The 26774-nt window shown below is 61.4% G+C and carries 23 protein-coding genes; 12 read left to right on the plus strand and 11 right to left on the minus strand.

What is annotated here, in order from left to right:
* Positions 1 to 6 precede the first annotated feature (6 nt).
* On the minus strand, positions 7 to 861 hold the full coding sequence (locus HX811_RS29835; RefSeq protein WP_087693253.1) for a sulfurtransferase: 855 nt from the start codon (positions 859 to 861) through the stop codon (positions 7 to 9).
* A gap of 39 nt (positions 862 to 900) precedes the next feature.
* On the minus strand, positions 901 to 1572 hold the full coding sequence (locus HX811_RS29840) for a TetR/AcrR family transcriptional regulator (protein WP_003213791.1): 672 nt from the start codon (positions 1570 to 1572) through the stop codon (positions 901 to 903).
* 146 nt (positions 1573 to 1718) lie between these two features.
* On the opposite strand from HX811_RS29840, the gene HX811_RS29845 reads away from it, so the two are divergent.
* The 5 genes from HX811_RS29845 to HX811_RS29865 all read left to right on the plus strand — a co-directional run bounded on the left by HX811_RS29845 (position 1719) and on the right by HX811_RS29865 (position 6378).
* The gene (locus tag HX811_RS29845; protein ID WP_134327473.1) at positions 1719 to 3146 is read left to right on the plus strand and encodes a coniferyl aldehyde dehydrogenase; all 1428 of its coding nucleotides are present in this window, start codon (positions 1719 to 1721) and stop codon (positions 3144 to 3146) included.
* A gap of 28 nt (positions 3147 to 3174) precedes the next feature.
* Positions 3175 to 3720, plus strand: a complete 546-nt coding sequence (locus tag HX811_RS29850; protein ID WP_102370105.1) for a twin-arginine translocation pathway signal protein — start codon at positions 3175 to 3177, stop codon at positions 3718 to 3720.
* A gap of 33 nt (positions 3721 to 3753) precedes the next feature.
* Positions 3754 to 5349, plus strand: a complete 1596-nt coding sequence (locus HX811_RS29855) for a GMC family oxidoreductase (RefSeq protein WP_003213795.1) — start codon at positions 3754 to 3756, stop codon at positions 5347 to 5349.
* Positions 5350 to 5463: 114 nt separating this feature from the next.
* Positions 5464 to 5943 carry a pantetheine-phosphate adenylyltransferase gene (gene coaD, locus HX811_RS29860; RefSeq protein ID WP_003176711.1) on the plus strand — a complete coding sequence of 160 codons (480 nt, stop codon included), beginning with the start codon at positions 5464 to 5466 and terminating at the stop codon, positions 5941 to 5943.
* Between the two features lie 183 nt (positions 5944 to 6126).
* The gene (locus HX811_RS29865) at positions 6127 to 6378 is read left to right on the plus strand and encodes a YfhL family 4Fe-4S dicluster ferredoxin (RefSeq protein ID WP_003213796.1); all 252 of its coding nucleotides are present in this window, start codon (positions 6127 to 6129) and stop codon (positions 6376 to 6378) included.
* A gap of 133 nt (positions 6379 to 6511) precedes the next feature.
* Here HX811_RS29865 and mutM read toward each other — a convergent pair whose 3' ends face one another.
* Positions 6512 to 7324, minus strand: a complete 813-nt coding sequence (gene mutM, locus HX811_RS29870) for a bifunctional DNA-formamidopyrimidine glycosylase/DNA-(apurinic or apyrimidinic site) lyase (protein ID WP_008438968.1) — start codon at positions 7322 to 7324, stop codon at positions 6512 to 6514.
* 21 nt (positions 7325 to 7345) lie between these two features.
* Positions 7346 to 8158, minus strand: a complete 813-nt coding sequence (locus tag HX811_RS29875; RefSeq protein ID WP_174717803.1) for an HDOD domain-containing protein — start codon at positions 8156 to 8158, stop codon at positions 7346 to 7348.
* A 313-nt stretch (positions 8159 to 8471) separates the two neighbouring features.
* Here HX811_RS29875 and HX811_RS29880 point away from each other — a divergent pair, with 313 nt between their 5' ends.
* The 4 genes from HX811_RS29880 to ilvD all read left to right on the plus strand — a co-directional run bounded on the left by HX811_RS29880 (position 8472) and on the right by ilvD (position 14563).
* Entirely contained in the window at positions 8472 to 9668 is a 1197-nt protein-coding gene (locus tag HX811_RS29880) for a class I SAM-dependent rRNA methyltransferase (RefSeq protein ID WP_003213799.1), read from the plus strand.
* A gap of 387 nt (positions 9669 to 10055) precedes the next feature.
* Positions 10056 to 11138, plus strand: coding sequence for a SagB/ThcOx family dehydrogenase (locus HX811_RS29885; RefSeq protein ID WP_177048556.1), 1083 nt, complete (start codon positions 10056 to 10058; stop codon positions 11136 to 11138).
* A 122-nt stretch (positions 11139 to 11260) separates the two neighbouring features.
* Positions 11261 to 12460, plus strand: a complete 1200-nt coding sequence (locus tag HX811_RS29890; protein WP_177022339.1) for an MFS transporter — start codon at positions 11261 to 11263, stop codon at positions 12458 to 12460.
* A gap of 261 nt (positions 12461 to 12721) precedes the next feature.
* A complete protein-coding gene (gene ilvD / locus HX811_RS29895) occupies positions 12722 to 14563 on the plus strand; it encodes a dihydroxy-acid dehydratase (protein WP_003213802.1) in 1842 nt (613 codons plus the stop codon).
* A 193-nt stretch (positions 14564 to 14756) separates the two neighbouring features.
* Here the strand turns inward: ilvD and HX811_RS29900 are convergent, their stop codons facing one another.
* Positions 14757 to 15815: a haloacid dehalogenase-like hydrolase gene (locus tag HX811_RS29900; protein ID WP_256344485.1), complete on the minus strand. Its 1059-nt coding sequence runs from the start codon at positions 15813 to 15815 to the stop codon at positions 14757 to 14759.
* A gap of 241 nt (positions 15816 to 16056) precedes the next feature.
* On the opposite strand from HX811_RS29900, the gene HX811_RS29905 reads away from it, so the two are divergent.
* Positions 16057 to 17448 carry an L-cystine transporter gene (locus HX811_RS29905; RefSeq protein WP_003213804.1) on the plus strand — a complete coding sequence of 464 codons (1392 nt, stop codon included), beginning with the start codon at positions 16057 to 16059 and terminating at the stop codon, positions 17446 to 17448.
* 94 nt (positions 17449 to 17542) lie between these two features.
* On the opposite strand, the gene HX811_RS29910 is transcribed toward HX811_RS29905, so the two are convergent.
* Positions 17543 to 18055 (minus strand): dihydrofolate reductase, encoded by a 513-nt coding sequence (locus tag HX811_RS29910; RefSeq protein ID WP_003213805.1) that lies wholly within the window; start codon positions 18053 to 18055, stop codon positions 17543 to 17545.
* Between the two features lie 90 nt (positions 18056 to 18145).
* Here HX811_RS29910 and HX811_RS29915 point away from each other — a divergent pair, with 90 nt between their 5' ends.
* Positions 18146 to 19525, plus strand: coding sequence for a DUF2868 domain-containing protein (locus tag HX811_RS29915; RefSeq protein WP_177048558.1), 1380 nt, complete (start codon positions 18146 to 18148; stop codon positions 19523 to 19525).
* Positions 19518 to 20891 (plus strand): DUF3482 domain-containing protein, encoded by a 1374-nt coding sequence (locus HX811_RS29920; RefSeq protein WP_102604114.1) that lies wholly within the window; start codon positions 19518 to 19520, stop codon positions 20889 to 20891. The genes HX811_RS29915 and HX811_RS29920 overlap by 8 nt, the downstream gene beginning before the upstream one ends.
* Here HX811_RS29920 and HX811_RS29925 read toward each other — a convergent pair.
* From HX811_RS29925 to HX811_RS29945, 5 genes are all read right to left on the minus strand, one after another.
* Entirely contained in the window at positions 20888 to 21442 is a 555-nt protein-coding gene (locus tag HX811_RS29925; RefSeq protein WP_102604113.1) for a phosphonate degradation HD-domain oxygenase, read from the minus strand. The two genes, HX811_RS29920 and HX811_RS29925, sit on opposite strands and share 4 nt — an antisense overlap.
* Positions 21442 to 22566: a TIGR03364 family FAD-dependent oxidoreductase gene (locus HX811_RS29930; protein WP_177048560.1), complete on the minus strand. Its 1125-nt coding sequence runs from the start codon at positions 22564 to 22566 to the stop codon at positions 21442 to 21444. Before HX811_RS29930 ends, HX811_RS29925 begins: the two co-directional genes overlap by 1 nt.
* 125 nt (positions 22567 to 22691) lie before the next feature.
* Complete coding sequence (locus tag HX811_RS29935; protein WP_177022343.1) at positions 22692 to 23708, minus strand: putative 2-aminoethylphosphonate ABC transporter substrate-binding protein; 1017 nt, start codon at positions 23706 to 23708, stop codon at positions 22692 to 22694.
* Between the two features lie 23 nt (positions 23709 to 23731).
* Entirely contained in the window at positions 23732 to 25456 is a 1725-nt protein-coding gene (locus tag HX811_RS29940) for a putative 2-aminoethylphosphonate ABC transporter permease subunit (RefSeq protein WP_177048562.1), read from the minus strand.
* A 1-nt stretch (position 25457) separates the two neighbouring features.
* Positions 25458 to 26522: a putative 2-aminoethylphosphonate ABC transporter ATP-binding protein gene (locus HX811_RS29945; RefSeq protein WP_023659299.1), complete on the minus strand. Its 1065-nt coding sequence runs from the start codon at positions 26520 to 26522 to the stop codon at positions 25458 to 25460.
* Between the last annotated feature and the right edge of the window lie 252 nt (positions 26523 to 26774).

Below are 26774 nucleotides of genomic sequence, written 5' to 3' on the forward strand. Positions count from 1 at the left end.
CAGACCTCAGTCGCCTGTTGCAACTTCCCGCTTTGGATCAGTGATCCACTCGCTCCACGACCCCGCGTACAACTTGCCCAACGGGTAACCCGCCAGGCACAGCGCAAACAGGTTGTGGCAGGCAGTCACGCCCGAGCCGCAGTAGGCCACCAGGTCATCCGGCGAGCGGTCTTGCAGCTTGGCGGCGAAGCGTTGCTTGAGCTGGTCCGCCGGCAGGAAACGGCCGTCGCTGCCCAGGTTTTCATTGAATGCGGCACATTGCGCGCCGGGGATATGCCCGGCAACCGGGTCGATCGGCTCTACTTCACCACGAAAACGCGGCTGGGCGCGGGCGTCGATCAGGGTCAGGCCGGGCTGGCCAAGGCGTTTCTGCAGGTGTTCGGCGTCCAGTTGCAAGTGGTTGTCCGGCGTGCCGCTGAAGGTGCCGGGCTCGATCACCGGCGCATCCAGGCTCAGCGGGAAGCCCGCCGCGTGCCAGGCTTTCAGGCCGCCATCGAGGATGAACACGCCGTCGCGCTTGCCCAGCCAGGCCAGCAGCCACCAGGCACGGGCGGCATAGGCACCCGGGCCGTCGTCATACAAAACGATATCGCTGTCGGCGTTAACGCCCCATGCCCGCAGTTGCCGGATAAACGCATCCGGCGCCGGCAACGGATGGCGACCGGTCACGCCCTTGATTATCGGCCCGCTGAGGTGGCGCTCCAGGTCGGCATACTGCGCCCCTTCGATATGCCCTTCGGCGTAGCTGCACAGGCCGTAGTCCGGGTCTTCCAGGGCAAAGCGGCAATCGAGGATCACCAGCCCGCCGGACTTCTGGCGCTCGGCCAGTTGCTGGGGGCTGATCAGTTGGGCAAGCGGCATGACTGACTCCTGTGGCTAGGTTAGCGTTCGGGAAACATCCTACTTCACTTCTTCCAGCGCCTGATTCAACGGCACGTAAAACTCTTTGAACAGTGCATCCACCGCGTCCTTGGCCTTGGGGGTGATAAACCCGGCTTCCAGCACCAGCACCTGGTACACACCGCGCTTGATGGCCTCAGCGCTCAGGTGCGTGGACTTTTCATTGGTGGTGCACAGGAAACGCACCCACGAGGTGAGGATGATCCAGGCGTTGAGGGTCAGGGCTTCGGTTTGCACCGGGTCCATGTTCAGGATGCCGGCATCGACAAACCCCTGGTAGATGGCTGCGCCCTGGATCAGGCAACGCTGGGAGAACCGCCGATAGCCGGTGGCCAGCTCCGGGTCGCTTTCCAGCAGGTGTTCGAGGTCACGGTGCAGGAAGCGGTAGCGCCACATGCCGGCCAGCACCGCCTGCAGGTAGAAGCGCTTGTCTTCCACGGTCACCGCACGGCCCTGGGGCGGGCGCAGGAAGCTGTCCACCAACGCTTCGTACTCACGAAACAGCACTGCGATAATCGCCTGCTTGTTGGGGAAGTGGTAGTACAGGTTGCCCGGGGAAATTTCCATATGGGCGGCGATATGGTTGGTGCTGACACTGCGCTCGCCCTGCTGGTTAAACAGCTCCAGGCTGGTTTGCACAATACGCTCGCTGGTCTTTACTCGTGGTGCCATGGGAAATCAACTTCTAGACCCGTGATGGCGGCATCTTACGGACTATCCTTGTCCGGATAAATCGGCACGTTGTGCAATGTTATTTGACAATTTAGAGCAATGACTCTAAAAACTGAAGCATTCCAATAACAATCGGGAACTTCGCCATGTCTGCCAACGTTGCCTACCTGCAAGATTCCCAGGCGCTGGACCAGCTCCAGGAACTGTTCGACGCCCAGCGCCAAGCCTACGCCGCCAACCCGATGCCGCCGGCCGCCCAGCGCCAGCAATGGCTCAAGGCCTTGCGCGAGCTGTTGAGTGACGAGCGCCAGGCGCTGATCAACGCCATCAGCAGTGATTTCAGCCACCGCAGCGCCGACGAAACCCTGTTCGCCGAACTGATGCCCAGCCTGCATGGCATTCACTACGCCAGCAAACACCTCAAGGGCTGGATGAAACCTTCCCGCCGCGCTGTAGGCATTGCCTTCCAGCCCGCGTCCGCCAAGGTCATCTATCAACCCCTGGGTGTGGTCGGGGTGATCGTGCCCTGGAACTACCCGTTGTACCTGGCCATCGGCCCGCTGGTGGGTGCATTGGCGGCCGGCAACCGGGTGATGCTCAAGCTCAGCGAATCCACCCCCGCCACCGGCCAGTTGCTCAAGGCGCTGCTGGCGAAGATCTTCCCCGAGGACCTGGTGTGCGTGGTGCTCGGCGAGGCTGAAGTGGGCATGGCGTTTTCCAAGCTGCGCTTTGACCACCTGCTGTTCACCGGCGCCACCAGCATCGGCAAGCACGTGATGCGCGCGGCGGCCGAACACCTGACGCCGGTCACCCTGGAACTGGGCGGCAAATCACCGGCGATTGTTTCCGCCGACGTGCCGCTCAAGGACGCCGCCGAACGCATCGCCTTCGGCAAGGCGCTGAATGCCGGGCAAACCTGCGTGGCGCCGGACTATGTGCTGGTGCCGGAAGACCGTGTAGACGGCTTCGTCGAGGCCTACAGCAAGGCGGTCCGCGGGTTCTATCCGACCCTGGCCGACAACCCGGACTACACCGCCATCATCAACGAACGACAGTTGGCCCGGCTCAACGGCTACGTGAAAGACGCCACCGACAAGGGTGCCACCCTGGTCCCACTGTACGACCAGGGCCAGGACCGCCGCATGGCCCACAGCCTGCTGCTGAATGTCAGCGACGAGATGACCGTGATGCAGGACGAAATCTTCGGCCCGGTGCTGCCGATCGTGCCGTATCGCGGCCTCGACCAAGCCTTCGCCTACATCAATCAGCGCCCTCGCCCACTGGCGCTGTATTACTTCGGCTACGACAAGGCGGAACAGAACCGCGTACTGCACGAAACCCATTCCGGCGGCGTGTGCCTGAACGACACGTTGCTGCACGTAGCCCAGGACGACATGCCCTTCGGCGGCATCGGCCCGTCGGGCATGGGCCATTACCACGGTCATGAAGGTTTCCTGACCTTCAGCAAGGCCAAGGGCGTGCTGATCAAGCAACGCCTGAACGCGGCCAAGCTGATTTACCCGCCCTACGGCAAATCCATCCAGAAGTTGATCCAGAAGCTGTTCGTCCGCTAACAAACCCATCACCGGGATAACAATAAGAATGAACCCTAGCCTGACTGAATCACCCGCGCTGTCACGGCGCGGCGTCTTGAAACTCGGCCTGTGCGCCAGTGCTTTCCTGGCCACCGCCGGGCTGGGCGCCAGCCTCAGCGGCTGCTCCAGCAGCACCCCGGCCAGCGGCTTTGCGATGTTGCGCAGCAGTGACCTGCCGTTTTTGCGGGCAGTGATTCCGGTGCTGCTGGAGGGCGTGGCCAGCGCCGAGATAGTGGTGGCCGGCATCGACGACACCCTGAAAAAGCTCGACTTCAGCCTGCAACACCTGTCGCCCGAGATGTTCAAGCTGACCCAGCAACTGTTCGACGTCTTGGGCATGGCCATCACCCGTGGGCCCCTGACCGGCGTGTGGGGCAGCTGGGAAAACGCCAGCGGCGAACAGATCCGCAACTTCCTGCACCGTTGGGAAAACAGCTACCTGAACCTGCTGCGCATGGGCCAGGGCTCGTTGCTCAAGCTGGTGATCATGGCCTGGTATTTCCGCCCCGAGTCCTGGGCGCATTGCGGCTACCCCGGCCCACCGAAAATCTGATCTGCATCCCGATAAAAACAAGAGACGACCCTGATGCCCGTACCTGATCTGTTCCGCGATGGCATGGCCCGCGGCTGGAAGACCCACAATGGCGCCGCCCTCGACCAGGACCTGACCCTGGAAGCCGACGTCGCGATCATCGGCAGCGGCGCCGGCGGCGGCACCACCGCTGAAATCCTCAGCGCCGCCGGCTACAAGGTGCTGCTGATCGAAGAAGGCCCGCTGAAAACCAGCAACGACTTCAAGCTGCTGGAAGACGAGGCCTACGCCAGCCTCTACCAGGAAGGCATCGGCCGCATGAGCAAGGACGGCGCTATCACCATCCTGCAGGGCCGCGCGGTCGGCGGCACCACGCTGATCAACTGGACCTCAAGCTTCCGCACCCCGGACCCGACCCTCGCCCACTGGGCCAGCGAGTACGCGGTCAAGGGCCACAGCAGCGCCGAAATGGCGCCCTGGTTCGAAAAAATGGAACAACGCCTGGGCATCGCGCCTTGGGCCATGCCACCGAATGCCAACAATGACGTGATCCGCAAGGGCTGCGAAAAGCTTGGCTACAGCTGGCACGTGATCCCGCGCAATGTGCGCGGCTGTTTCAACCTGGGGTATTGCGGCATGGGTTGCCCGGTCAACGCCAAGCAATCAATGCTGGTGACCACCATTCCGTCCACCCTGGAGAAAGGCGGCGAGTTGCTGTACCTGGCCCGTGCCGAACGCCTGAAGTTCAGCGGCGACACCATCACCAGCCTCGAATGCGTGGCCATGGATCAGTATTGCGTGGCACCCACCGGCCGCAAGATCACAGTCAAAGCCAAGCATTACGTACTGGCCGGCGGCGGCATCAACAGCCCGGCGCTGCTGCTGCGCTCGGACGCGCCCGATCCCCACTCGCGCCTGGGCAAGCGAACCTTTTTACACCTGGTGAATTTTTCCGCCGGGTTGTTCGACGAGGTGATCAACCCGTTCTACGGCGCGCCGCAGTCGATTTATTCCGATCACTTCCAATGGCAGGACGGCACTACCGGCAAAATGTCCTACAAGCTCGAAGTACCGCCACTGCATCCGGGCCTGGCCAGCACCTTGCTCGGCGGGTACGGCACGCAGAACGCGCTGGACATGGGTCAACTGCCGAAAACCCACGCCATGCTTGCGCTGCTGCGGGACGGCTTCCACCCCGACAGCCCGGGTGGCACAGTCGAATTACGCGGCGATGGCACACCGGTGCTCGATTATCAGGTTTCGCCCTACGCCTGGGACGGCCTGCGCCGGGCATTCCACAGCATGGCGGAGATTCAGTTTGCCGGCGGCGCCAAGTCGGTGATGCCGCTGCACGGCGATGCGCGCTACGTGAACACCTTGGCTGAAGCCCGCAGCATGATCGACGGGTTGAACCTCGAATTACACCGAACCCGGCTCGGCAGCGCTCATGTAATGGGCGGTTGCGCGATGGGGGAAGAACCGAAAAACGCCGTGGCCGACAGCCTGGGGCGCCATCATCAACTGCGCAACTTGTCGATCCACGATGGCTCGCTATTCCCCACCAGCATTGGCGCTAACCCGCAGTTATCGGTGTATGGATTGACGGCGCAACTGGCGACGGCATTGGCCGAACGTCTGAAAACGGCCTGAAAAAACCGGGTATTCGCGGTGTCTATAGTGCTTTCTTCTGAATAAGTTGACTTGGCCGACCGGGATGGCTGCGATACCATCCGGTTCCCCAACGGACTCCGCCAGGACGACGCGATGAACCGAGTGTTGTACCCAGGTACCTTCGACCCAATCACCAAGGGCCATGGCGATCTGGTCGAACGCGCCTCGCGCTTGTTCGACCATGTGATTATCGCGGTCGCTGCCAGCCCCAAGAAAAACCCGCTGTTTCCCCTGGAACAGCGCGTGGAGCTGGCCCGTGAGGTCACCAAGCATCTGCCCAACGTTGAAGTGGTCGGCTTCTCGACGCTGCTGGCGCACTTCGCCAAGGAACAGAACGCCAATGTGTTCCTGCGCGGCCTGCGGGCGGTGTCGGACTTCGAATACGAATTCCAGCTGGCCAACATGAACCGCCAACTGGCGCCGGACGTGGAAAGCCTGTTTCTTACGCCTTCGGAACGTTATTCGTTCATTTCCTCGACGTTGGTCCGGGAAATCGCGGCGTTGGGCGGGGATATCACCAAGTTCGTGCACCCGGCTGTGGCGGATGCTCTCACCCTGCGATTCAAGAAATAATCCCGGACAGTAGGAGCTGGCTTGCCAGCGATCCAGGCGCCACGGTGCAACTGCCCCATCGCCATCGCCGGCAAGCCGGCTCCTACTGTCCATCGCTGTGACTCGCACTGCGGGCGCCAATGCGGCACAATTGCGCGCATTAGTTTTCAGATGCCTTGGCTGACAGCCCTGGCAGGAGTTTCCATGTCCCTGATCATCACCGACGATTGCATCAACTGCGACGTCTGCGAACCCGAGTGCCCGAACGCTGCCATTTCCCAGGGTGAAGAGATCTATGTGATCGACCCCAACCTGTGCACCCAGTGTGTCGGCCACTACGACGAACCCCAGTGCCAGCAGGTTTGCCCGGTGGATTGCATTCCGCTGGACGAGGCTCATCCGGAAACGGAAGAGCAACTGATGGAGAAGTACCGGTTGATTACCGGGAAGGCCTAAGTCCCTTGGCGCTTCATTAAGCCCCTTCGCGAGCAAGCCCGCTCCCACATTCGACCGAGTTCCACCTTTGGAATGCAGTCGAATGTGGGAGCGGGCTTGCTCGCGAATAGGCCATCAGCAGCACCACAAATTGTCAGCTCTGACACTTCGGGCAAAACACACTCGCCCGCTGCCCCAGCATCACGTTGCGCAATTCGGTCCCACAGACCTTGCACGCCTCGCCACCACGGCCATAGACGAACAATTCCTGCTGGAAATACCCCGGCTGCCCGTCGCCGCCGATAAAGTCCCGCAGCGTGGTGCCGCCGCGCTCGATGGCCGCCGCCAGGATGCGCTTGATCTCGATCGCCAGCTTCAGGTAACGCCCACGGGAAATGCCCTTGGCTTCCCGACGCGGATCAATCCCGGCGGCAAACAGCGCTTCCGTCGCATAGATATTGCCCACGCCCACCACCACCGCGTTGTCCATGATGAACGGCTTCACCGCCATCGAGCGTCCACGGGACAGCTGGAATAGCCGCTCGCCGTCGAACAGGTCGGTCAACGGCTCCGGCCCCAGGCGGATCAGCAGCTCGTGGTTCAGCGGGTCGAGGCTCCAGAGCATCGCGCCAAAGCGTCGCGGGTCGGTGTAGCGCAGGGCCAGGCCCGACTCCAGTTCTATATCCACATGCTCATGCTTGGCCGCCGGGCTGCCGGCTTCCACCAGGCGCAAATTGCCCGACATGCCCAAGTGGCTGATCAGCGTGCCGACCTCGGCATTGATCAACAAATACTTGGCCCGCCGCTCCACCAGCACGATGCGTTGCCCGGACAGCCGCACATCCAGGTCTTCCGGGATCGGCCAGCGCAGGCGCCGCTCACGCACCACCACACGGCTGACCCGCTGGCCTTCCAGGTGCGGCGCAATTCCGCGCCGGGTGGTTTCGACTTCCGGTAACTCGGGCATGTGTACCTCTTGGAAAAAGGGTTAGTGCGCGCCCAGCTCGCGGATCGACAACTTCAAACTCTCGAAGTCGTAGTCCGACAGGCCGATATGGTCCAGCACCAGCGGGCCGATGGCGTTCCACTCATGGTCATCCACCTGGTTGCCCAGCACGCGGTACGACGCACAAATGTGCTCGGCCATTTTCAGGATCGCCAGCAGGTTTTTCAGCTGCGGCTTCTGGTTGGACTCGTCGCTGAAAATCGCCAGGGCATTGTGGTGATTGGCGATGGCATCGGTCACATGTTCCGGCAGGCGCCAGGATTTGGCGGTGTAGTAACCCACCACGGCATGGTTGGTGTTGAACGCCTGGTTCTCGGTGTCGACCACACGGCACTCCGGGCCGGCGTTGGCATAGGCCTCTTCCAGCACACTCATGTAGTTCGGGAAACGCTTGAGCATCAACGGCACGCCACAATCGTGGAACAGCCCCAATGCGTAGGCTTCATCGACCGCCTGGCTGCCGGTGCGCTTGGCCAGGGCCAGGCAGGTCATGGCCACGTCCTGGGCGGTGTCCCAGAAACGGTTGAGGGTGACGATGGTGTCGTCGCTCATCTCGCCCTTGATCGACTGCGCGTTGATCAGGTTGACGATGGAGCGGCTGCCCAGCAGGTTCACCGCGCGCTGGATCGAGACGATCTTGTTGCTCAGACCGTAATACGGCGAATTGACGATCTTCAGCAGCGAGCCGGAGAGGCCCGGGTCCTGGGCGATCAACCGGGCGATCACTTCCAGGTCCGGATCGGGCATGTACTGCTCCATCTGCAAATCCACCATGATTTGCGGTTGAGGCGGCACACTGATGCCTTGGAGGCTCTGTTGGATCTGTTCGGCGGATAGCTCTTGGGACATAGGGGGCACACTCTGGACTAGGCGGCGATTCTAACCTTTATGGCAACCGGGCTGACACCTCAAAAACCCGAACTGAAACCGGACCGAATGTGGGAGCTGGCTTGCCTGCGATGCAGACGGCTCGGTCTTTCAGATAACCGAGGTGATGCTATCGCAGGCAAGCCAGCTCCCACAGGGACATCACAACCCACATGTCCGGCGGCACCGCCAAGTACTGCACAACACGGTATACTCCCGCTCTTTTTTCCGGAGCGACGTCATGTCCCTGCCAAGCCTGCGTCTCAAAGCCAACGCCGATCGTCGTTTGCGCAACGGCCACCTGTGGGTCTACAGCAACGAAATCGATGTGGCCGCCACACCTCTTCACGGCTTCCAGGCAGGCGACCAGGCGATCCTGGAAGCAGCCGGCGGCAAGACCCTCGGCATCGTGGCCATGAGCCCGAACAACCTGATCTGCGCCCGCCTGCTGTCCCGCGACATCAAGTTGCCGCTGGACAAGTCGCTGCTGGTGCACCGCATCAACGTCGCCCTGTCCCTGCGTGACCGCCTGTTCGACAAGCCGTTCTACCGCCTGGTGTACGGCGATTCCGACTTGTTGCCAGGCCTGGTGGTCGACCGTTTCGGCGACATCCTGGTGGTGCAGATCGCTTCGGCGACCATGGAAGCCCACAAGGAAGACGTGATTGCCGCACTGACCCAAGTGCTCAAGCCAAGCGGCATCCTGTTCAAGAACGACTCCGCCGCGCGTGATGCCGAAGGCCTCAACCGCTACGTCGAAACCGTGTTCGGCCTGGTGCCGGAGTGGGTGGCACTGGAAGAAAACGGCGTGAAGTTCGAAGCGCCGGTGATCCAGGGCCAGAAGACCGGCTGGTTCTACGACCACCGCATGAACCGCGCCCGCCTGGCCCCGTATGCCAAAGGCAAACGCGTACTCGACCTGTACAGCTACATCGGCGGCTGGGGCGTGCAAGCGGCCGCCTTCGGTGCCAGTGAAGTGTTCTGCGTCGACGCCTCCGCCTTCGCCCTCGACGGCGTGGAGCGCAACGCGGCACTGAACGGCGTTGCCGAGAAAATGACCTGCATCGAAGGCGACGTGTTCGAAGCCCTCAAAGAGCTGAAAGCCAGCGAAGAGCGTTTCGACGTGATCGTCGCCGACCCGCCTGCCTTCATCAAGCGCAAGAAAGACATGAAGAACGGCGAAGGCGCCTACCGCCGCCTGAACGAGCAAGCCATGCGCCTGCTCAGCAAGGACGGCATCCTGGTCAGCGCTTCGTGCTCGATGCACTTGCCGGAAGACGACCTGCAAAACATCCTGCTGACCAGCGCCCGTCACCTGGATCGCAACATCCAGATGCTGGAACGCGGCGGCCAGGGCCCGGACCACCCGGTGCACCCGGCGATTGCCGAGACCCGGTATATCAAGAGCATTACTTGCCGGTTGTTGCCGAATAGCTAAGTTATTCCCGCGATGCTGCCCGACTGGCTCCGGGCAGCATCAATTCACAAAGCCGCGCCTTCAAATAAAAGCAAACTTTTTAATTTCTTGTACAACGTCAAAAACCACATATAGCTTCATCGTTACAGCAAAAACATACTACAACGCCAGCAGAATCCTCCTACGCCTCCTGACTAGATAAATCTAAAACCAGCGCCTAGCCTAGTTTCTGTCACAATCATTTTGTGTGACAGCCATTTAACTTAATGAAATGGAGAGCTGATATGAAGGCAATCGTTCTTGAGTCAAAAGCACTGGCAGCATTCGCATTGATTGGAATGCCTAAATAAGTCGTTGATGACAAGCTGGGTTGTACGCCAACCCAGCCCTAAGAACGGGAAGAAAACAATGCACATAAATCCCAACTTATTTTTCTTAACCAAATCACAACATCTGATCATCTGGAACTACAAAACTCATGAGCAATTTGAATTAGATCGCGCGCACTCGCAGCGACTGCTAGAACTAATATACGACCTTTCGCTTTATAACCCTGAGTTTGAGATCGACTCGACGTTCACTCACCATGCAATTATTCAACAAGGTGCGCCAACGTTAGATAACCAGTGGGGGTGGGATGACTTGTCGAGGATATTCCACATCGGTACAAAAGACTTATCAGACGCTGATCAACCTACAGACAGCGTCAGTTGGGCAGCTCATTATTTGGCCCACTGCCAGGGCGTAATGCGCAAGAGTCCTCCTGACTCGAATCGGTTCGCCCATCTCCAATCAGAAGACTTTATCAGTCTGCCGCAACCCTCACCAAACGAATCTCTCAGAACATACCCGTTACTGCAACACACGTTAATTAAGCGAAAAACCTGCCGCACCTATTTAAACAAAAGCATTTCTTTAGAAGACCTGAGTACGCTGCTCTACCTGTCTCTAGGGCACTTGAAAGAACGCCTGCAAGACACCTCGCATTTAACGCCCCCCTCTTTCCGCGCTAGACGAAGCAGCCCGTCAGGTGGTGGATTAAGCTCCAGCGAAGGTTATGTGTATGCGTACAACATAAGAGGCGTAAATCCCGGACTTTATTATTACCACCCGGAGTTACACGCACTCAGGCTGATTCGTCGACTACAAGAGCCTCTTGGAAACTACCTTAACGGCCAGCACTTCATCGACAATCTTCCGTTTGGTATTTTCATTACATCACGATTCGACAAACTGTGGTGGAAGTACCCACACTCCAGAGCCTACCGAGTTGCCCTGATAGAGGCCGGACACATCTCACAAACAGCTCAGCTCATTTCAACCGCCATGGGGCTTAATACTTGGATTTCCTCCGCTCTCAACGACACCAAGATCGAGAAAGCCCTTGGCATACAGGACCTTAAAGAGCAGTTGGTACTTTTCGTAGGCGCCGGTTACAGCGACGGTCAGGTTTTCAGCGATGAATTCGAAAAGCTTTTGACGACTGATTGAGGCCTTGGCGATGCAGCCTTTTACAGCATGCCTTTGGAAGAGAATGGCTCCACCTTTATTGATTGAATTCTCGCCACCCAAGGCTAATATCGGTTTTTGGCACCCCACCGGAAATAAAAACAATGTCTGAGTCTTCCTGCTCGCCCTTACTCGGCAGCGAGATAAAACGCCACCAATTCTCACGCTTCATCCTCATCACTTGCATCTCACTTATCAGCTTCTTCCCGATCAACATCCTGCTGCCCTCCTTCCCCGCCTTGGCTGAAAGGTTCGATACACCCACCGCCGATGTGGCGCTGTCCATCAGCCTGTTCACGTTGGTTTTTTCGATTTCCCAACTGGTCGCCGGACCGCTGTCGGATAAATGGGGCCGCAAGGAAGTCCTGCTCGGTTGCATCACGCTGTCGATCCTGGGTGCGATAGGTTGCGCATTATCGACGGACTACCTGAGCTTCCTGCTGTTTCGCTCGGTCCAGGCCATGGGTTGCGGCTTCTTCGTACTGGGCCACGCGTTAGTGGAGGACCTGTTCGAAGAACAGGATCGCGCCCGTGTGCGCCTCTACTACATGACCCTGAGCGGGTCGTTCGTCGCCTTGTCACCGCTGATCGGCTCCTGGTTGCAAACCACCTTCGACTGGCAAGGCAGTTTCTATGGGTTCGCACTGATGGCGTCGGGCATGTTGATCCATGCGTTCTGCATACTGCCCTCCAAGTCCGCCAGCCCGCACCGCACGCAGGTGTCGATCATCGGCACGCTGAAAGATGTCGCAACCAATCGCGACTTCCTGCGTTACTGGTGGATCGCCGCGTTGGTGTTCGCCTGCTACTTCGCCTTGATCAGCGTGACACCGTTGATTTTCATGGACTCGCTGAAACTCTCCGAATACCAGTACGCACTGGTACTCATGGTGTATGGCGTGGCCTATCTGCTCGGTGGCTTGGCGGCGTCGTATCTTCAAAAACGCATCTCGCTGTCCCGGCAAATCAACATCGGCCTTGGATTGCTGCTTGTCGCAGGCGTGCTTCTGATGCTGATCGTCGGTCTTGGAGCTATCACCACCATCACCCTGCTGATCCCGATGCTGATCAGCGCCCTGGCCGTGACCCTGGTACGCCCCGCCGCGATTTCCGCGGCCATGTTGCTGTTCTCCAGCAGCGCCGGCACCGCCGCGTCGGCCGGCAACAGCATCATGTTCATCACCGCCGCCGTCAGCAGCGCCGCCCTCGCCCAAGCGGGGGCCAACCTGCTGATGACCATCGCCATCAGCTTCATCGTGTTCAGCGTTTGGGGCGTGGTGACGAACGCCCGGGTCGGTCGCTGACCATGAAACTTGCACACCCACACGTCTCGTAAGCGCTATCTACACGCTGGCGGCCATTCCCTCCGGCCGCCAGCGGTGTAGAATCGGACCTATTCATCGCCAGTCATCCCCCGGCGGGTTTATGAGCTCGAGGCCCAAGCAAGCGGCGATCCCGCGACGCGAGTGGCAACTTCCGGACACACGGCCATTTTTCGGGTGTTCCAGTCGTCAATTAGAAGCTCACTCCCCTTTAGTACTTGATTAGCCGCCCGGAGTGCTCCAATGCCTGATTACCGCTCGAAAACATCCACCCACGGCCGCAACATGGCCGGCGCCCGCGCACTGTGGCGCGCCACGGGGATGAAAGATGACGACTTCAAGAAGCCGATCATCGCGATTGCCAACTCGTTCACCCAGTTCGTACCCGGCCACGTCCACCTCAAGGACCTGGGCCAACTGGTCGCCCGCGAGATCGAACGCGCCGGCGGTGTAGCGAAAGAATTCAACACCATCGCCGTGGATGACGGCATCGCCATGGGCCATGACGGCATGCTGTATTCCCTGCCGAGCCGCGAGATCATCGCCGACTCCGTGGAATACATGGTCAACGCCCACTGCGCCGACGCCATCGTGTGCATCTCCAACTGCGACAAGATCACCCCCGGCATGCTGATGGCCGCCCTGCGCCTGAACATCCCGGTGATCTTCGTCTCCGGCGGCCCGATGGAAGCCGGCAAGACCAAGCTCGCCTCCCACGGCCTCGACCTGGTGGACGCCATGGTCATCGCCGCCGATTCCAGCGCTTCTGACGAGAAGGTTGCGGAATACGAGCGCAGCGCCTGCCCTACCTGCGGTTCGTGCTCCGGCATGTTCACCGCCAACTCGATGAACTGCCTGGTGGAAGCCCTGGGCCTGGCGTTGCCGGGCAACGGCTCCACACTGGCCACCCACAGCGACCGCGAGCAGCTGTTCCTGCAGGCCGGCCGCACCATCGTCGAGCTGTGCAAGCGTTACTACACCGAGAACGATGAGTCGGTGTTGCCGCGCAACATCGCCAACTTCAAGGCGTTCGAAAACGCCATGACCCTGGACATCGCCATGGGCGGTTCCACCAACACCATCCTGCACTTGCTGGCCGCCGCCCAGGAAGCCGAGATCGACTTCGACCTGCGGGACATCGACCGTCTGTCCCGCCACGTGCCGCAACTGTGCAAGGTCGCGCCGAACATCCAGAAGTACCACATGGAAGACGTGCACCGCGCCGGCGGGATCTTCTCGATCCTCGGTTCCCTGGCCCGTGGCGGCCTGTTGCACACCGACCTGCCGACCGTGCACAGCAAATCCATCGCCGAAGGCATCGCCAAGTGGGACATCACCCAGACCACTGACGAAGCCGTGCATCACTTCTTCAAGGCCGGCCCGGCCGGCATCCCGACGCAGACCGCGTTCAGCCAGTCGACCCGTTGGGAAACCCTCGACGACGACCGTGAAAACGGCTGCATCCGCAGTGTCGAGCATGCCTATTCGAAAGAGGGCGGCCTGGCCGTGCTGTACGGCAACATCGCGCTGGATGGCTGCGTGGTGAAAACTGCCGGTGTCGACGAGTCGATCCACGTGTTCGAAGGCCGCGCCAAGATCTACGAAAGCCAGGACAGCTCGGTACGCGGCATCCTCGCTGACGAAGTGAAGGAAGGCGACATCGTCATCATCCGTTACGAAGGCCCGAAAGGCGGCCCGGGCATGCAAGAGATGCTGTACCCGACGTCGTACCTGAAATCCAAGGGCCTGGGCAAAGCCTGCGCCTTGCTCACCGACGGCCGTTTCTCCGGCGGTACTTCGGGCCTGTCCATCGGCCACGCTTCGCCGGAAGCTGCTGCGGGCGGCGCCATCGGCCTGGTGCAGGATGGTGACAAGGTGCTGATCGACATTCCGAACCGCTCGATCAACCTGTTGATCAGCGATGAAGAACTGGCGGCACGCCGGGTCGAGCAGGACAAGAAAGGCTGGAAGCCGGTGGAGAAGCGTCCGCGCAAAGTCACCACCGCCTTGAAGGCTTACGCCCTGCTGGCCACCAGTGCCGACAAGGGTGCTGTGCGTAACAAGGCGATGCTTGACGGTCTGTAAACCTCGCCCATAAAAATGCCCCGCCATGTGCGGGGCATTTTTTTGCCTGGAGATAATTCCCCAAACAAAGAAGATCAACTGTGGGAGCGGGCTTGCTCGCGAATTGCGGTGTGCCAGTTACTGAATAAGCTGGCTGATCCACCGCCTTCGCGAGCAAGCCCGCTCCCACATTTTTGACCGAGTCCAGCCGTACTTACTGAATCTCGTCCGGCTTGACGATCACCCAGTTTTTATCCGCCGTCACCGGCAACCCTTCCTTGGCCTGGGCCGCAGCGTGCTTGGCCATCATGCCGTTGAGCTGGGTCATGTATTTGTCTTTACGGTTGATCCACAGGTGGATGCCGCCCTTGGCCACGTCCACGTCATGGAACAGCATGTAGCCGTCACTGGTCGGCGTGTCGCCACCGACGATCACCGGTTTTTTCCACTCGTCGATGTAGGTCAGGATCGCCGCGTGCTTGCCGGCCATCCAGGTGGCAGGGGTCCACAGGTACGGGGTCAGCTCCAGGCCGAGGTTGGCCTTCTCGTCATACTTGCCGGCGGCAATCTGCTTGCGGGCGGTGGTCAGCTCGCCGGTCTTGCGGTCCTTGAGCAAGGTGGTCACGCCGATGACGTTCTCGGGTTTGACGTTGTAGCCGTACTTCGGATCAGCCGCGACCATGCGCACCAGTTCCTCCGACGCGGCGGTCATCACGTAGACCTCAATGCCGTTTTCCATCAGCTTGTTGAACAGCTCAGCCTGGCCGGTGAAGACCTTCGGCGGCTGCACTTCCATGTTCTTGACCACGTCACCTTCGTAATAGGTGACCGGCACCGGCTTGCCCGACGCCATCATCTCGTCGACGTAGCCCTTGAGTTCCTTGAGGGTGAAGCCGGAGAAAATCTGCGCGACCCACGGGTAGCAGACCATGTCGTCGACTTCGCAGAGGCGGTAGTAGTAGCTGAAGAGGCTTTCCTTGTGGTCGGCGGTGTCTTTGAACGGGATCAGCTTCAGGGAAGGGTCCATGGTGTCGCGGGTGATCAGGCCCTTGTTTTCCAGGTACGGCAGCAATGACTCTTCAAGGTCGTAGCGGTAACTGGTGTTGTCCATGTCGAACACCGCGAAGTTGCCCTTGTTGGCATTGGCAGCAATCATCGTGTCCAGTTGCTTGGCGGCAGCCGCCGGCCAGTGTTTCAACTCGGTGGCGGCAAAGGCCTGGCTCGCAAGGCCCAGGCACAGCGCGGCGGCAAACAGTTTCGGCGCTAGCTTCATGTGCGTTTTCTCCCTGAGTGAAAGACATCGACGCTAACAAATCTGTGTGACAGTTATCGCCCGAGCGCGACCGCTTTCGTCGTGATCGCGCCAATGCCATACGCCTGCGCGTCATTCGCTTATTCCAAAAACGACAGTCACCATGCGATAACGTTATTAAATCAATATATTTCAAGCTGTTAGGCTTGCCGGTTCGCAATCGCAGGCTCCTGCGATTGGCTGCCTTCTCAACGGAGCTTCAATGAATCTGCCCCTGATTCTCAACTTACTGGTGTTCGTGGCCTTGCTGCTGGGCCTGGCACAAACCCGCCGAACCAACTGGAGCCTCGCCAAGAAGGTGTTGTTTGCGTTGGTACTCGGCGTGATCTTCGGTGTGGTGCTGCACGCGATCTACGGTGCCGGCAACCCGGTGCTCAAGGCCTCGATCGGCTGGTTCGACCTGGTCGGCAACGGTTACGTGCAGTTGCTGCAAATGATCGTGATCCCACTGGTGTTCGCCTCGATCCTCAGCGCCGTGGCCCGTCTGCATAACGCCTCGTCCCTGGGCAAGATCAGCTTCCTGACCATCGGCACGCTGCTGTTCACCACGGCAATCGCGGCGCTGATCGGTATCGGCCTGACCAACCTGTTCGGCCTCACCGCCGAAGGCCTGGTGGCCGGCACCCAGGAAATGGCCCGCCTGCAAGTGATCCAGAGTGATTACGCGGGCAAGGTCGCCGACCTGAATATCCCGCAACTGCTGCTGTCGTTCATCCCGCAGAACCCGTTCGCCGACCTGGCCCGGGCCAAGCCGACGTCGATCATCAGTGTGGTGATCTTCGCTGCATTCCTTGGGGTTGCCGCGCTGCAACTGCTCAAGGATGACGTGGAAAAAGGCCAGAAAGTCCTCAACGCCATCGACACCCTGCAAGCCTGGGTGATGCGTCTGGTGCGCCTGGTGATGAAGCTGACCCCGTACGGCGTATTGGCGCTGATGACCAAAGTGGTCGCCAGTTCCAACCTGCAAGACATCATCAAGCTCGGCAGTTTTGTGGTGGTGTCGTACCTGGCCCTGGGCCTGATGTTTGTGGTGCACGGCCTGCTGCTGTCCCTGGCCGGGATCAACCCGCTGAGGTTCTTCCGCAAGGTCTGGCCGGTACTGACGTTTGCCTTCACCAGCCGCTCCAGCGCCGCGAGCATCCCGCTGAGCATTGAAGCGCAGACCCGTCGCTTGGGGATTCCGCAGTCCATCGCCGGTTTTGCCGCCTCGTTTGGCGCAACAATTGGCCAGAACGGTTGTGCCGGCCTTTATCCGGCGATGCTGGCGGTGATGGTTGCGCCGACCGTGGGTATCAACCCGCTGGACCCGCTGTGGATCGCAACACTGGTGGCGATTGTGACCTTGAGTTCGGCCGGTGTGGCGGGCGTGGGCGGCGGTGCGACGTTTGCCGCGCTGATCGTGCTGCCGGCGATGGGCTTGCCGGTATCACTGGTGGCGCTGCTGATTTCGGTTGAGCCGCTGATCGACATGGGCCGTACGGCATTGAACGTGAACGGTTCGATGACGGCGGGGGCGATTACCAGCCAGATCATGCAGCAGACGGATAAAGAGCTGTTGAATGCGGATGAGCATGCGGAGCTGGCGCAGGCCTGACAGACCGCTATCGCAGGCAAGCCAGCTCCCACATTGAACCGGTTTTTTCAGTAATACTCGGTCAACTGTGGGAGCTGGCTTGCCTGCGATGCTCTTAGGCTTTTTCCCAGACTTCGAAGTTGTACGCCGGCTTGTCACCCTCAGCCGGATTCTCGACATTCGACACCAGCTTCCACTGGTTCAAATCAAACTCGGGAAACCACGCATCGCCGTCCGGGCTCAACGCCACCCGCGTCAAATACAGGCGATCCGCCTGCTCCAGCCCCTGGGCATACAACTGCGCGCCGCCGATCAGCATCAGCTCATCCACGCCCTGCGCCTTGGCCCATTCCTCAGCCCGCTCCACGGCCGCGTCCAGTGACGGAAAAACTTCCGCACCTTCCAGCGCCAAGTCGGTCTGACGGCTGACCACAATGTTCAACCGGCCCGGCAACGGTCGCCCCAGGGAATCCCAGGTCTTGCGCCCCATGATGATCGGCTTGCCCAAAGTGGTGGCCTTGAAATATTTGAAATCCCCCGGCAAATGCCAGGGCATGCTGTTGTCGACGCCGATCACACGGTTTTCACCGAGGGCTGCGATCAGGCTTAAAGGGAGAGTTTTTTTCATGGCGACGAGAATACCAGAGCCGCGCGCGGCATACCCCAACCGGCGTTCCAGCGGTTATGCTCCAGACTCACTGGCTCAACAGGACGGCGCGTGACAGCTCTGACCCCCCTGCAAACACTCTGGCTGACCGAAACCGTGCGCCTGCGCGAGGAACACGCGGGCGCCCTGGAAGACCAGGAAGCCAATCGCCTGGCCCGCAGCGCCGGCGGCGATTTGCCCACGCGCATTCAAAACCGCGCGCTGTGGCTGGCCGAACGCGATGGCCTGACCGCCGCCCTGACCCGCTGGCTGCAAGGCGCGCGCCTGGCGCTGATCCTGCTGGCGGCAGTCGCCATTATCAGCGGCGCCGGCCTGGCGTTTGCCGCGCTGGGCAACGGCTTGGTGCCGGTCAATGTGTTCTGGGCCCTGGGCAGCTTGCTGGGCTTGAACCTGATCCTGTTGTTGAGCTGGGCCCTGGGCCTGCTGTTTGCCGGCGAACACGGCGCCAGTCTTGGCCGCCTGTGGTTATGGCTCAGCGAAAAACTCGCCCGCGACGCCAAGGCCGCGCAACTGGCGCCCGCCCTGCTGCTGTTGCTGCAACGGCGCAAGCTCAATCGCTGGGCCGTCGGTGTGCTGGTCAACAGCCTGTGGCTGCTGGCCCTGCTCAGCGCCCTGGTGATCCTGCTGACGCTGTTGGCCACCCGGCGCTACGGCTTTGTGTGGGAAACCACTATCCTGCGGGCGGACACCTTTGTCGCCGTGACCCAAACCCTCGGCGCCCTGCCCGCCTTGCTCGGCTTCAACGTGCCCACTGTCGAAATGATCCGCGCCAGTGGCGATGCCGCCTTGAATATCGAAAGCGCCCGCCAGGCCTGGGCCGCCTGGCTGGTGGGCGTGCTGCTGGTGTACGGCATCCTGCCACGGCTGATCCTTGCGTTGCTGTGCCTGTGGCGTTGGAAACGTGGGCGCGCCGCCTTGAGCCTCGACCTTAACCTGCCCGGCTACAGCCAACTGCGTGAACGGTTGATGCCCAGCAGCGAACGGCTTGGGGTCAACGATGCGGCGCCCGAACAATTGCACCACGTAACCGGCGGCGTCAGTGAACTGGAAAGCAACGGCGCCCTGCTGGTGGCCATCGAGCTGGACGACCAGCGCCCATGGCCGCCGAAGCTCCCGGCCAGTGTCAAGGACGCCGGCATTCTCGACAGCCGTGAATCCCGCAACAAGCTGCTGGAGCAACTCACCCGCTTCCCGCCCGCGCGCCTGGCCATCGCCTGCGACCCACGCCGCTCGCCGGATCGCGGCAGCCTTGCGCTGATTGCCGAACTGGCCCGCAGCGCTACCGCCACTCGGGTCTGGCTGCTGCAAGCGCCCGCCGGCCACGCCCTGGATGCTGAGCGCCTGGGTGATTGGCACACGGCCTTGCAACAACTGGAGATACCGTTCGCCGATTGCGCGCCGCTCACCTGGCTGGAGACCGGTCATGACTAAGCCCCTGAAACTTGCGGTGGTCGGCCACACCAACGTCGGCAAGACCTCGTTGCTGCGCACGCTCACGCGAGACGTCGGCTTTGGTGAAGTCTCCCATCGGCCCAGCACCACCCGGCATGTCGAAGGTGCGCGCTTGTCGGTGGACGGCGAAGCCTTGCTGGAGCTGTACGACACGCCGGGCCTGGAAGATGCCATCGCCCTGCTCGATTACCTCGAACGCCTGGACCGCCCCGGCGAACGCCTCGACGGCCCGGCACGGCTGGCGCGTTTTCTGGAAGGCAGCGAGGCCCGGCAACGCTTCGAACAGGAAGCCAAGGTGCTGCGCCAACTGCTCGCCTCGGATGCGGGCTTGTATGTGATTGATGCAAGGGAGCCGGTGCTGGCCAAGTACCGCGATGAGCTGCAAGTGCTCGCCAGTTGCGGCAAACCGTTGCTGCCAGTGCTCAATTTTGTCAGCAGCGCCGACCACCGCGAGCCGGACTGGCGCGAAGCCCTCGCCCGCCTCGGCCTGCACGCGCTGGTGCGTTTCGACAGCGTCGCGCCGCCGGAAGACGGCGAGCGCCGACTCTATGAAAGCCTCGCCCTGCTGCTGGAAAACTCCCGTGGGCAACTGGAACGGCTGATCCTTGATCAGGAAGCCCAGCGCCAGGCTCGCCAGCAAAGTGCGGCGCGGCTGATCGCCGAACTGCTGATCGACTGCGCCGCCTGCCGCCGCAGCGTGGTCAGCGAAGCCGAGGTAGAACAGCAAGCCATCAGCGAACTGCGCAAAGCCGTGCGCCAGCGCGAACAGCGTTGCGTGGAAGCCTTGCTCAAGCTGTTCGGCTTCCGCCCGCAGGACGCCGCCGCCAGCGATTTACCGCTGCTGGACGGGCGCTGGGGCGATGACCTGTTCAACCCCGAGACCCTCAAGCAACTGGGCGTGCGGGTCGGTGGCGGTATCGCGGCCGGCGCGGCGGCCGGTGCGGGTGTGGATCTACTCGTAGGCGGCCTGACCCTCGGCGCCGCCGCCCTCGCCGGAGCCATCGCGGGAGGCGCGCTGCAAACTGCCCGCAGTTATGGCAGCCGCCTGCTGGGCAAGATCAAGGGCCAGCGCGAGCTGACCGTCGACGACAGCGTGCTGCGCCTGTTGGCCCTGCGCCAGCGGCAACTGCTCAAGGCCCTGAACCTGCGGGGCCATGCGGCGATCCACAGCATCAAGGTCGACACGCCACAGGACAAGACCTGGCGCGAAGGCAAATTACCCGAAGCCCTGAACAAGGCCCGGGCTCATCCGCAATGGTCGTCCCTCAACCCGCACCCCAAATTGAGCCAGGCCGAACGCCAGGAACAGGTCGAAGCCCTGGCCCAGCGCCTGGACGAGACCTAAGCCGCCAACAACTGCCGGGCCTTGGATTTCAGCACTTCAAGGTCCAGCACCGGCACGTGCATTTCCTTGGCCTGTTCATCCCAGTGACGCATGCGCAGGCTGACGGCGCACAACGGGTCCTGCTCAAACGCCCGGGCTTCCTCGGCGGTCATCACGCCGCCCTGATAACCCAGGGTGCGGCGGCTGGCCTCGCTCAACCGCGCGTAGTAGTCCGGCTGGCTGAAGGTCAGGTAACGCTTGGCCTGCACGTGGTATTCCACCAGTTTTGCCAGGCGCTCGCTGAAGCCTGCGCGGCGCAGATAATCGGCGCCCAGCCGTTCATGGCTGACCACACCATAACCGCCCATGTTCTCGCCACCTTGGCCGCAGATATGCCCGATATCGTGGAAGAACGCTGCCAGCACCACTTCATCATCGAAGCCTTCAGCCATGGCCAACTGCGCAGCCTGGGACATGTGCTCGATCTGCGAGACCGGCTCGCCAATGTAATCGGCGGTGCCGTGTTGTTCGTACAGGCCGAAGACCTCGGCGATTGCCTGCTCTGCTTTCATCACGCACTCCCCCACAGCTCATTGATATTGCGCTCGGCCATCGCCGGCCCGACGCTCATGCCCACGCCGGTGTGCATCAACGCCGCGCTCACCCCCGGCGCCGCCCGCAGGAACGAAAACGGCCCCGGCCCACGGGAACCATAGACGCCCTGCCAGCGCTCCACGACCTGGATCTTGCAGCCCAGGGTATGTTCGGCCAGTTCGATCATCCAGTTGTCCACCTGTTCGGCGTTGAACGGGGAAGGATCGCTGCCGTAATGGTGGGAATCCCCGATGATCAGTTCGCCATAGGGTGTCGGGCTGATCAGCAGGTGAATACCGTTTTCATGCAGGTGCGGTACATCCCGCAGAATTTCGGCCTGTACCGGCGCGGCTTCCGGCAAGTCGGCGAAGGCGCCGTAGTGCACGCAGCTGAGGCCGGTCAGCAGCGCGTGTTGCAGGTTCAACTCCACCACTGGCCGGGCGCGCAGCATTTGCAGGCGGCAGATTTGCGGGTTGAGTTCGCCGATCTGCTCGGCCAGCAGCGTCTGGTAGTCGTGGCCGGAGCAGACAATGATCTGCTCGCCGTGAAAGGAACCGGCCGTGGTGTGTACCTGGCCGGGCTCGATGTCGCGGACCAGGGTAGAGAAATGAAACTCCACGTTCAGTTCGCGGCTCAGGTAGTTGATCAGCGCCGGGATGGCTTCGCGGGAATACAGTTGTTGATCATCCAGGCCGTGAAGCGCAGCGCGGTGATGGGCGAACTGGCCACCGTACAGCTCGTGCAGGGCGGCGCCTTGCAGCAACTTGACGCGATAACCGTGTTCTTGCGCGCGACCGGCGCAGAAGGCTTCAAGCAAGTGCTCTTCGGCTTCGGTGCGGGCGAACAGATAGGAGCCGTTGCGCTTGAGCTGGATGCCGGCGAGTTGCGCCCACTGGCCCCAGATCTCGCGGCTTTCCCGCGCCAGGTCGAGCATTGGCCCGGGCGGCTGGCCGGTGACCAGTGCCTGGCCGAAGTTGCGCACGGAAGCACCCAGCGGTGTGGCGCTGCGCTCGAAGACCTTGACCTTGAGGCCGCGTTTGGCAGCGGCATAGGCATGGGACAGGCCGAGGATGCCGGCGCCGATGATCAGCAGTTGTGTCATGAAGACCTCTCGTTCCCACGCTCCGCGTGGGAATGCATCCTGTGACGCTCCGCGTCACGACTACAAAAGCGGACGCAGAGCGTCCAGAGCCGCGTTCCCACGCAGAGCGTGGGAACGATCGGTGGTTATTGTTTTTCCGACTTGCCGTCATAGCGCTTGCGCCATTCGGTCAGGATGCTGTCGCGGTTTTTCGACGCCCAGGCAAAGTCATTCTTGATCAACCGCTGCTCGTAGTCAGCCGGCAATTCGGTCTGCGGCTTGGCGATGCCCGGCTGGGCCAGTACCGCGAAGTTTTCCTTGTACAGCTCCATCGCCGCGGGGCTGGCGGAGAAGTCGGCGAGTTTCTGTGCCGCGTCTGCGTGGGCAGTGCCCTTGATCACGGCAGTGGCTTCGATATCCCAGCCCAGGCCTTCTTTCGGCAGGATGATGTCCAGCGGTGCGCCCTGGCGCTTCAGCTGAACGGCCGGGTATTCGAAGGAAATGCCGATCGGGAATTCACCCGAGGCCGCCAGCTTGCAGGGTTTGGAACCGGAGTGAACGTACTGGCCGATGTTCTGGTGCAGGTCGTCCATGTACTGCCAGCCCTGCTTCTCGCCGAAGGTCTGCAACCAGGCACTCACATCCAGGAAACCGGTGCCGGACGAGGCCGGGTTGGGCATCACGATCTTGCCCTTGTACTCAGGCTTGGTCAGGTCCTGCCAGCTCACCGGCTTGCTCAGGCCCTGCTTTTCGGCTTCGACAGTGTTGAAGCAGATGGTCGCAGCCCATACGTCCATGCCGACCCAGGCCGGAGGATTGGCGGCGTCGCGGTAGTTCGCACCGATCTTGCTCAAATCTGCCGGTGCGTAGTTTTGCAGCATGCCCTGCTGGTCGAGGATCGCCAGGCTGGAAGCCGCCAGGCCCCAGACCACGTCAGCCTGCGGGCGGGCTTTTTCGGCCAGCAGCTTGGCGGTGATGATGCCAGTGGAATCGCGCACCCATTTGATATCGATGTCCGGGTTAGCCTTTTCGAAGGCTTGTTTGTAAGTCTTCAATTGCTCGGCTTCGAGGGCCGTGTACACGGTCAACTCGGTTTTGGCGGCGAAGGCATTCAGGCTGAACGCAGTGAGCACAGCAGCGGCTAACGCCAGGGGCTTGAACATGGTGCAGTTCCTTTATGGATGATTTATTGACCGGGCGCGGTTTGGCGCCAGGCCTGGGAGCGGCGCAACAAGCCGCGTGAGGCCCACGCCAGCAGCAAGGACACGCCCGCCGAGGTGAACAGGATCAGGGTCGACATGGCCGCCGCACCGCCGACGTTGCCGGCGTCGTCCATGTTCAGCACGGCGACGGCGGCGAGGATGGTGTCGGGGCTGTAAAGGAAGATCGCGGCGGAAACGGTGGTCATCGCCGAGACGAACAGGTAGCGCACGATGTCCAGCAGCGCCGGCAGGCAGATCGGCACGGTGACCCGCAGGTAATGGCGGTACAGCGGCGCCTTCAGCGACAGCGCGGCGGCTTCGAATTCCGCGTCCAGTTGGCGCAGGGCCGTGGTGGCGGTCATTTGGGCGGTGGTCAAATAGTGAGCAATGGTGCACACCACCAGCAACGTCATGGTGCCGTAGAGCACATGCAGCGGGTTGCCGTTGAGGTTGAAAAAGAACACGTAGCCCAGGCCCAGCACCAACCCCGGCACCGCCATCGGCACGAAGCTGAGCATGCGCAGCGCCAGGTTCAGGCCCTTCTGGCCCCTGGTCTTTTCCATCAGGTAGGCGCCGGTGAAGATCAGCACGCTGCCGATCAACGCGGTGCACAGGGCCATGGTGATGCTGTTGCGGTAGGCCAGCCAGCCGCCGCCGGCCGTGTCTTCGAACTGGTAGTGGGCCAGGGACAGCGACAGGTTGTAGGGCCAGAATTTCACCAGGGATGAGTAGACCGCCATGCCGAACACCAGCAGCAGGATCGCGCAGATCAGCAGGACGATGGCCAGGTAGCAGCCGTCCCGCAGCTTCGACGGTGCCGGCTGGAACACCTTGGCGCGGCCGCTCATGGAGTCGCCGTGACGACGGCGTAGCCAGGCGTCGACACCGAAGCTGAACAGTGCCGGCAGCAGCAGGACCATGCCGATCAAGGCACCGCGGCCGAATTGCTGCTGGCCGACCACAGCTTTGTAGGCTTCCAGCGCCAGTACTTGATAGTCGCCACCGACTACCACGGGCACGCCAAAGTCAGTGATGGTCAGAGTGAACACCAGGCAAAACGCGGCAAACACGGCCTGGCGCGTCGCCGGCCAGGTGATGCTGCGAAACGCCCGGGCGGGACTCGCGCCCATGCTCGATGCGGCATCGAACAAACGTGCATCCGCCAGGGAAAGCGCCGACAACAGGATCATCAAGGCATGGGGAAAGGTGTAGATCACTTCGCCGAGGACGATGCCCCAGAAGCCATAGATGTTGTCCGACAGCAGCCCGCGCAACATGCCCTGGTTGCCGAACAGGTAGACCAGCGCAATCCCGGGCAACATCGACGGCGCCATCAACGGCAGCAGCGACATGCCGCGCCAGATCGCCTTGCCCGGAATAAGCGTGCGTTGCAAAGCGTAGGCAAACAGATAAGCCAGTGGTACGACGATGGCGGCAACGCTGCCGGAAACCTTCAGGCTGTTACCGAGCAACCAGTGGAAGTTATCGCTGGTGACCAACTCCCGCGCCGCCACCAGGCCACCGCCCTGCCCGGCTTCACTGCTGAAGCCGCGCCAGAAGATCGCCAGCAGCGGCATCAGCACCGCGACGCCCAGCAGGCACAGCCAGAGCAGCTTGCCGCCGACTACAAAAATACGGTCGCCGAGTTCGGCACGGGAAACCTGACGAGCCACGTTATCGGGTATCGGCAGAGTCATATCGCGGGCCATCTCAGGCAAACACCTGCAGGCTGCGCGGGGGCAGCGCGACCCAGATGTCCTGGGCGCCGAGGCGCGGCATGGCTTCCGGGGCCAATTCGGCCAGCAGCGGATGGCCGGGCAGTTGGTCCAGCTCGAAGCTCATGCGGCAGCGGTTGCCGAGGAAAGTGATCTCGCGGACCTTGGCCGGGAACAGGTTTTCTTCATGCACCGGCGGGTTGACGCTGATGGCTTCCGGGCGGCAGAACAGACGGCCCGATTTCGCGACGCCTGCGTTGTCCGCCAGGCGCATGTTCATGCCGCCTACCTGTGCATGGCTGGCGCTGTTGCGACTGAACGGCAGCCAGTTGCCCTGGCCGACAAACTCGGCCACAAACGGCGTGGCCGGGCGGTCGTAGATTTCCTGGGGCGTGGCGTACTGCTCGACCTTGCCGTTGTTCATCACAGCGATGCGGTCGGCCATCAGCATGGCCTCGTCCTGGTTGTGGGTGACCATCAGGGTGGTGATGCCCAAGCGGCGCTGCAATTGGCGCAGCTCGGTGCACAGATGCTCGCGCACCCGGGCGTCGAGGGCCGACATGGGTTCGTCCAGCAGCAGCAAGGACGGCGCCGGCGCCAGGGCGCGAGCCAGTGCCACACGCTGTTGTTGGCCGCCGGAAAGTTGGCCGGGGTATTTCTTTTCGCTGCCCACCAAACCCACCAGTTCGAGCATCTGCCCGACACGCTTGCGCACTTCATCACGGCCACTGCCGGTGAGGCCGTAGCCGATGTTCGCTTCCACGGTGAGATTGGGAAACAGCGCATAGGACTGGAACAGAATGCCGTAGTCCCGAGCCTGGGGTGCCAGTAGGGAAACATCGCGGTCGCCGAGGTACAACTCGCCGCTGTCCTGGCGCTCCAGGCCGGCGATGCAGCGTAGCAAGGTGGTCTTGCCGCAGCCCGACGGGCCCAGCAGGCACACCAGTTCGCCAGCGGCGACGTCCAGGGACACATTATCCAGCGCGGTGAAGGCGCCGAAGCGTTTCTGTACACCGCGCACCTTCATTGGCGCGCCGGGATTGGTCATGGCTGTGTTCATGGAGGCACCTCATCAAACTGATGAAGGTCATCCTAGGCAGGCAATGCGTCCCTCTTGTGGCAGAAAGGCAAAACGTGGCGATAGTGGTATTGGTGGATTTGGGTAGGGCTTGAGGAAGGTTTCGCCTGGACCGGCGCCACCGCGGGCAAGCCCGGCTCCCACACTTGATCGAGTTGGGGCAGAGAAATGCATTCCAACTGTGGGAGATTCTATGGTTGGGGGGAAGCCCTCAAAACCGCTTTCGACTGGTAT

Origin of the sequence: Pseudomonas sp. F8002, assembly GCF_013385495.1 — a bacterium.
Taxonomy (GTDB): Bacteria; Pseudomonadota; Gammaproteobacteria; order Pseudomonadales; family Pseudomonadaceae; genus Aquipseudomonas.

What these genes read in the sequence shown, in the direction of transcription:
- HX811_RS29920 (WP_102604114.1), top strand. Translation starts at nt 19,518, where the DNA reads ATGACTAAGCCCCTGAAACTTGCGGTGGTCGGCCACACCAACGTCGGC.
- HX811_RS29840 (WP_003213791.1), bottom strand. Translation starts at nt 1,572, where the DNA reads ATGGCACCACGAGTAAAGACCAGCGAGCGTATTGTGCAAACCAGCCTG.
- coaD (WP_003176711.1), top strand. Translation starts at nt 5,464, where the DNA reads ATGAACCGAGTGTTGTACCCAGGTACCTTCGACCCAATCACCAAGGGC.
- HX811_RS29890 (WP_177022339.1), top strand. Translation starts at nt 11,261, where the DNA reads ATGTCTGAGTCTTCCTGCTCGCCCTTACTCGGCAGCGAGATAAAACGC.
- HX811_RS29885 (WP_177048556.1), top strand. Translation starts at nt 10,056, where the DNA reads ATGCACATAAATCCCAACTTATTTTTCTTAACCAAATCACAACATCTG.
- HX811_RS29850 (WP_102370105.1), top strand. Translation starts at nt 3,175, where the DNA reads ATGAACCCTAGCCTGACTGAATCACCCGCGCTGTCACGGCGCGGCGTC.
- HX811_RS29935 (WP_177022343.1), bottom strand. Translation starts at nt 23,708, where the DNA reads ATGTTCAAGCCCCTGGCGTTAGCCGCTGCTGTGCTCACTGCGTTCAGC.
- HX811_RS29925 (WP_102604113.1), bottom strand. Translation starts at nt 21,442, where the DNA reads ATGAAAGCAGAGCAGGCAATCGCCGAGGTCTTCGGCCTGTACGAACAA.
- HX811_RS29945 (WP_023659299.1), bottom strand. Translation starts at nt 26,522, where the DNA reads ATGAACACAGCCATGACCAATCCCGGCGCGCCAATGAAGGTGCGCGGT.
- HX811_RS29835 (WP_087693253.1), bottom strand. Translation starts at nt 861, where the DNA reads ATGCCGCTTGCCCAACTGATCAGCCCCCAGCAACTGGCCGAGCGCCAG.
- HX811_RS29940 (WP_177048562.1), bottom strand. Translation starts at nt 25,456, where the DNA reads ATGGCCCGCGATATGACTCTGCCGATACCCGATAACGTGGCTCGTCAG.
- HX811_RS29845 (WP_134327473.1), top strand. Translation starts at nt 1,719, where the DNA reads ATGTCTGCCAACGTTGCCTACCTGCAAGATTCCCAGGCGCTGGACCAG.
- HX811_RS29930 (WP_177048560.1), bottom strand. Translation starts at nt 22,566, where the DNA reads ATGACACAACTGCTGATCATCGGCGCCGGCATCCTCGGCCTGTCCCAT.
- HX811_RS29855 (WP_003213795.1), top strand. Translation starts at nt 3,754, where the DNA reads ATGCCCGTACCTGATCTGTTCCGCGATGGCATGGCCCGCGGCTGGAAG.
- ilvD (WP_003213802.1), top strand. Translation starts at nt 12,722, where the DNA reads ATGCCTGATTACCGCTCGAAAACATCCACCCACGGCCGCAACATGGCC.
- mutM (WP_008438968.1), bottom strand. Translation starts at nt 7,324, where the DNA reads ATGCCCGAGTTACCGGAAGTCGAAACCACCCGGCGCGGAATTGCGCCG.
- HX811_RS29910 (WP_003213805.1), bottom strand. Translation starts at nt 18,055, where the DNA reads ATGAAAAAAACTCTCCCTTTAAGCCTGATCGCAGCCCTCGGTGAAAAC.
- HX811_RS29900 (WP_256344485.1), bottom strand. Translation starts at nt 15,815, where the DNA reads ATGAAGCTAGCGCCGAAACTGTTTGCCGCCGCGCTGTGCCTGGGCCTT.
- HX811_RS29880 (WP_003213799.1), top strand. Translation starts at nt 8,472, where the DNA reads ATGTCCCTGCCAAGCCTGCGTCTCAAAGCCAACGCCGATCGTCGTTTG.
- HX811_RS29905 (WP_003213804.1), top strand. Translation starts at nt 16,057, where the DNA reads ATGAATCTGCCCCTGATTCTCAACTTACTGGTGTTCGTGGCCTTGCTG.
- HX811_RS29865 (WP_003213796.1), top strand. Translation starts at nt 6,127, where the DNA reads ATGTCCCTGATCATCACCGACGATTGCATCAACTGCGACGTCTGCGAA.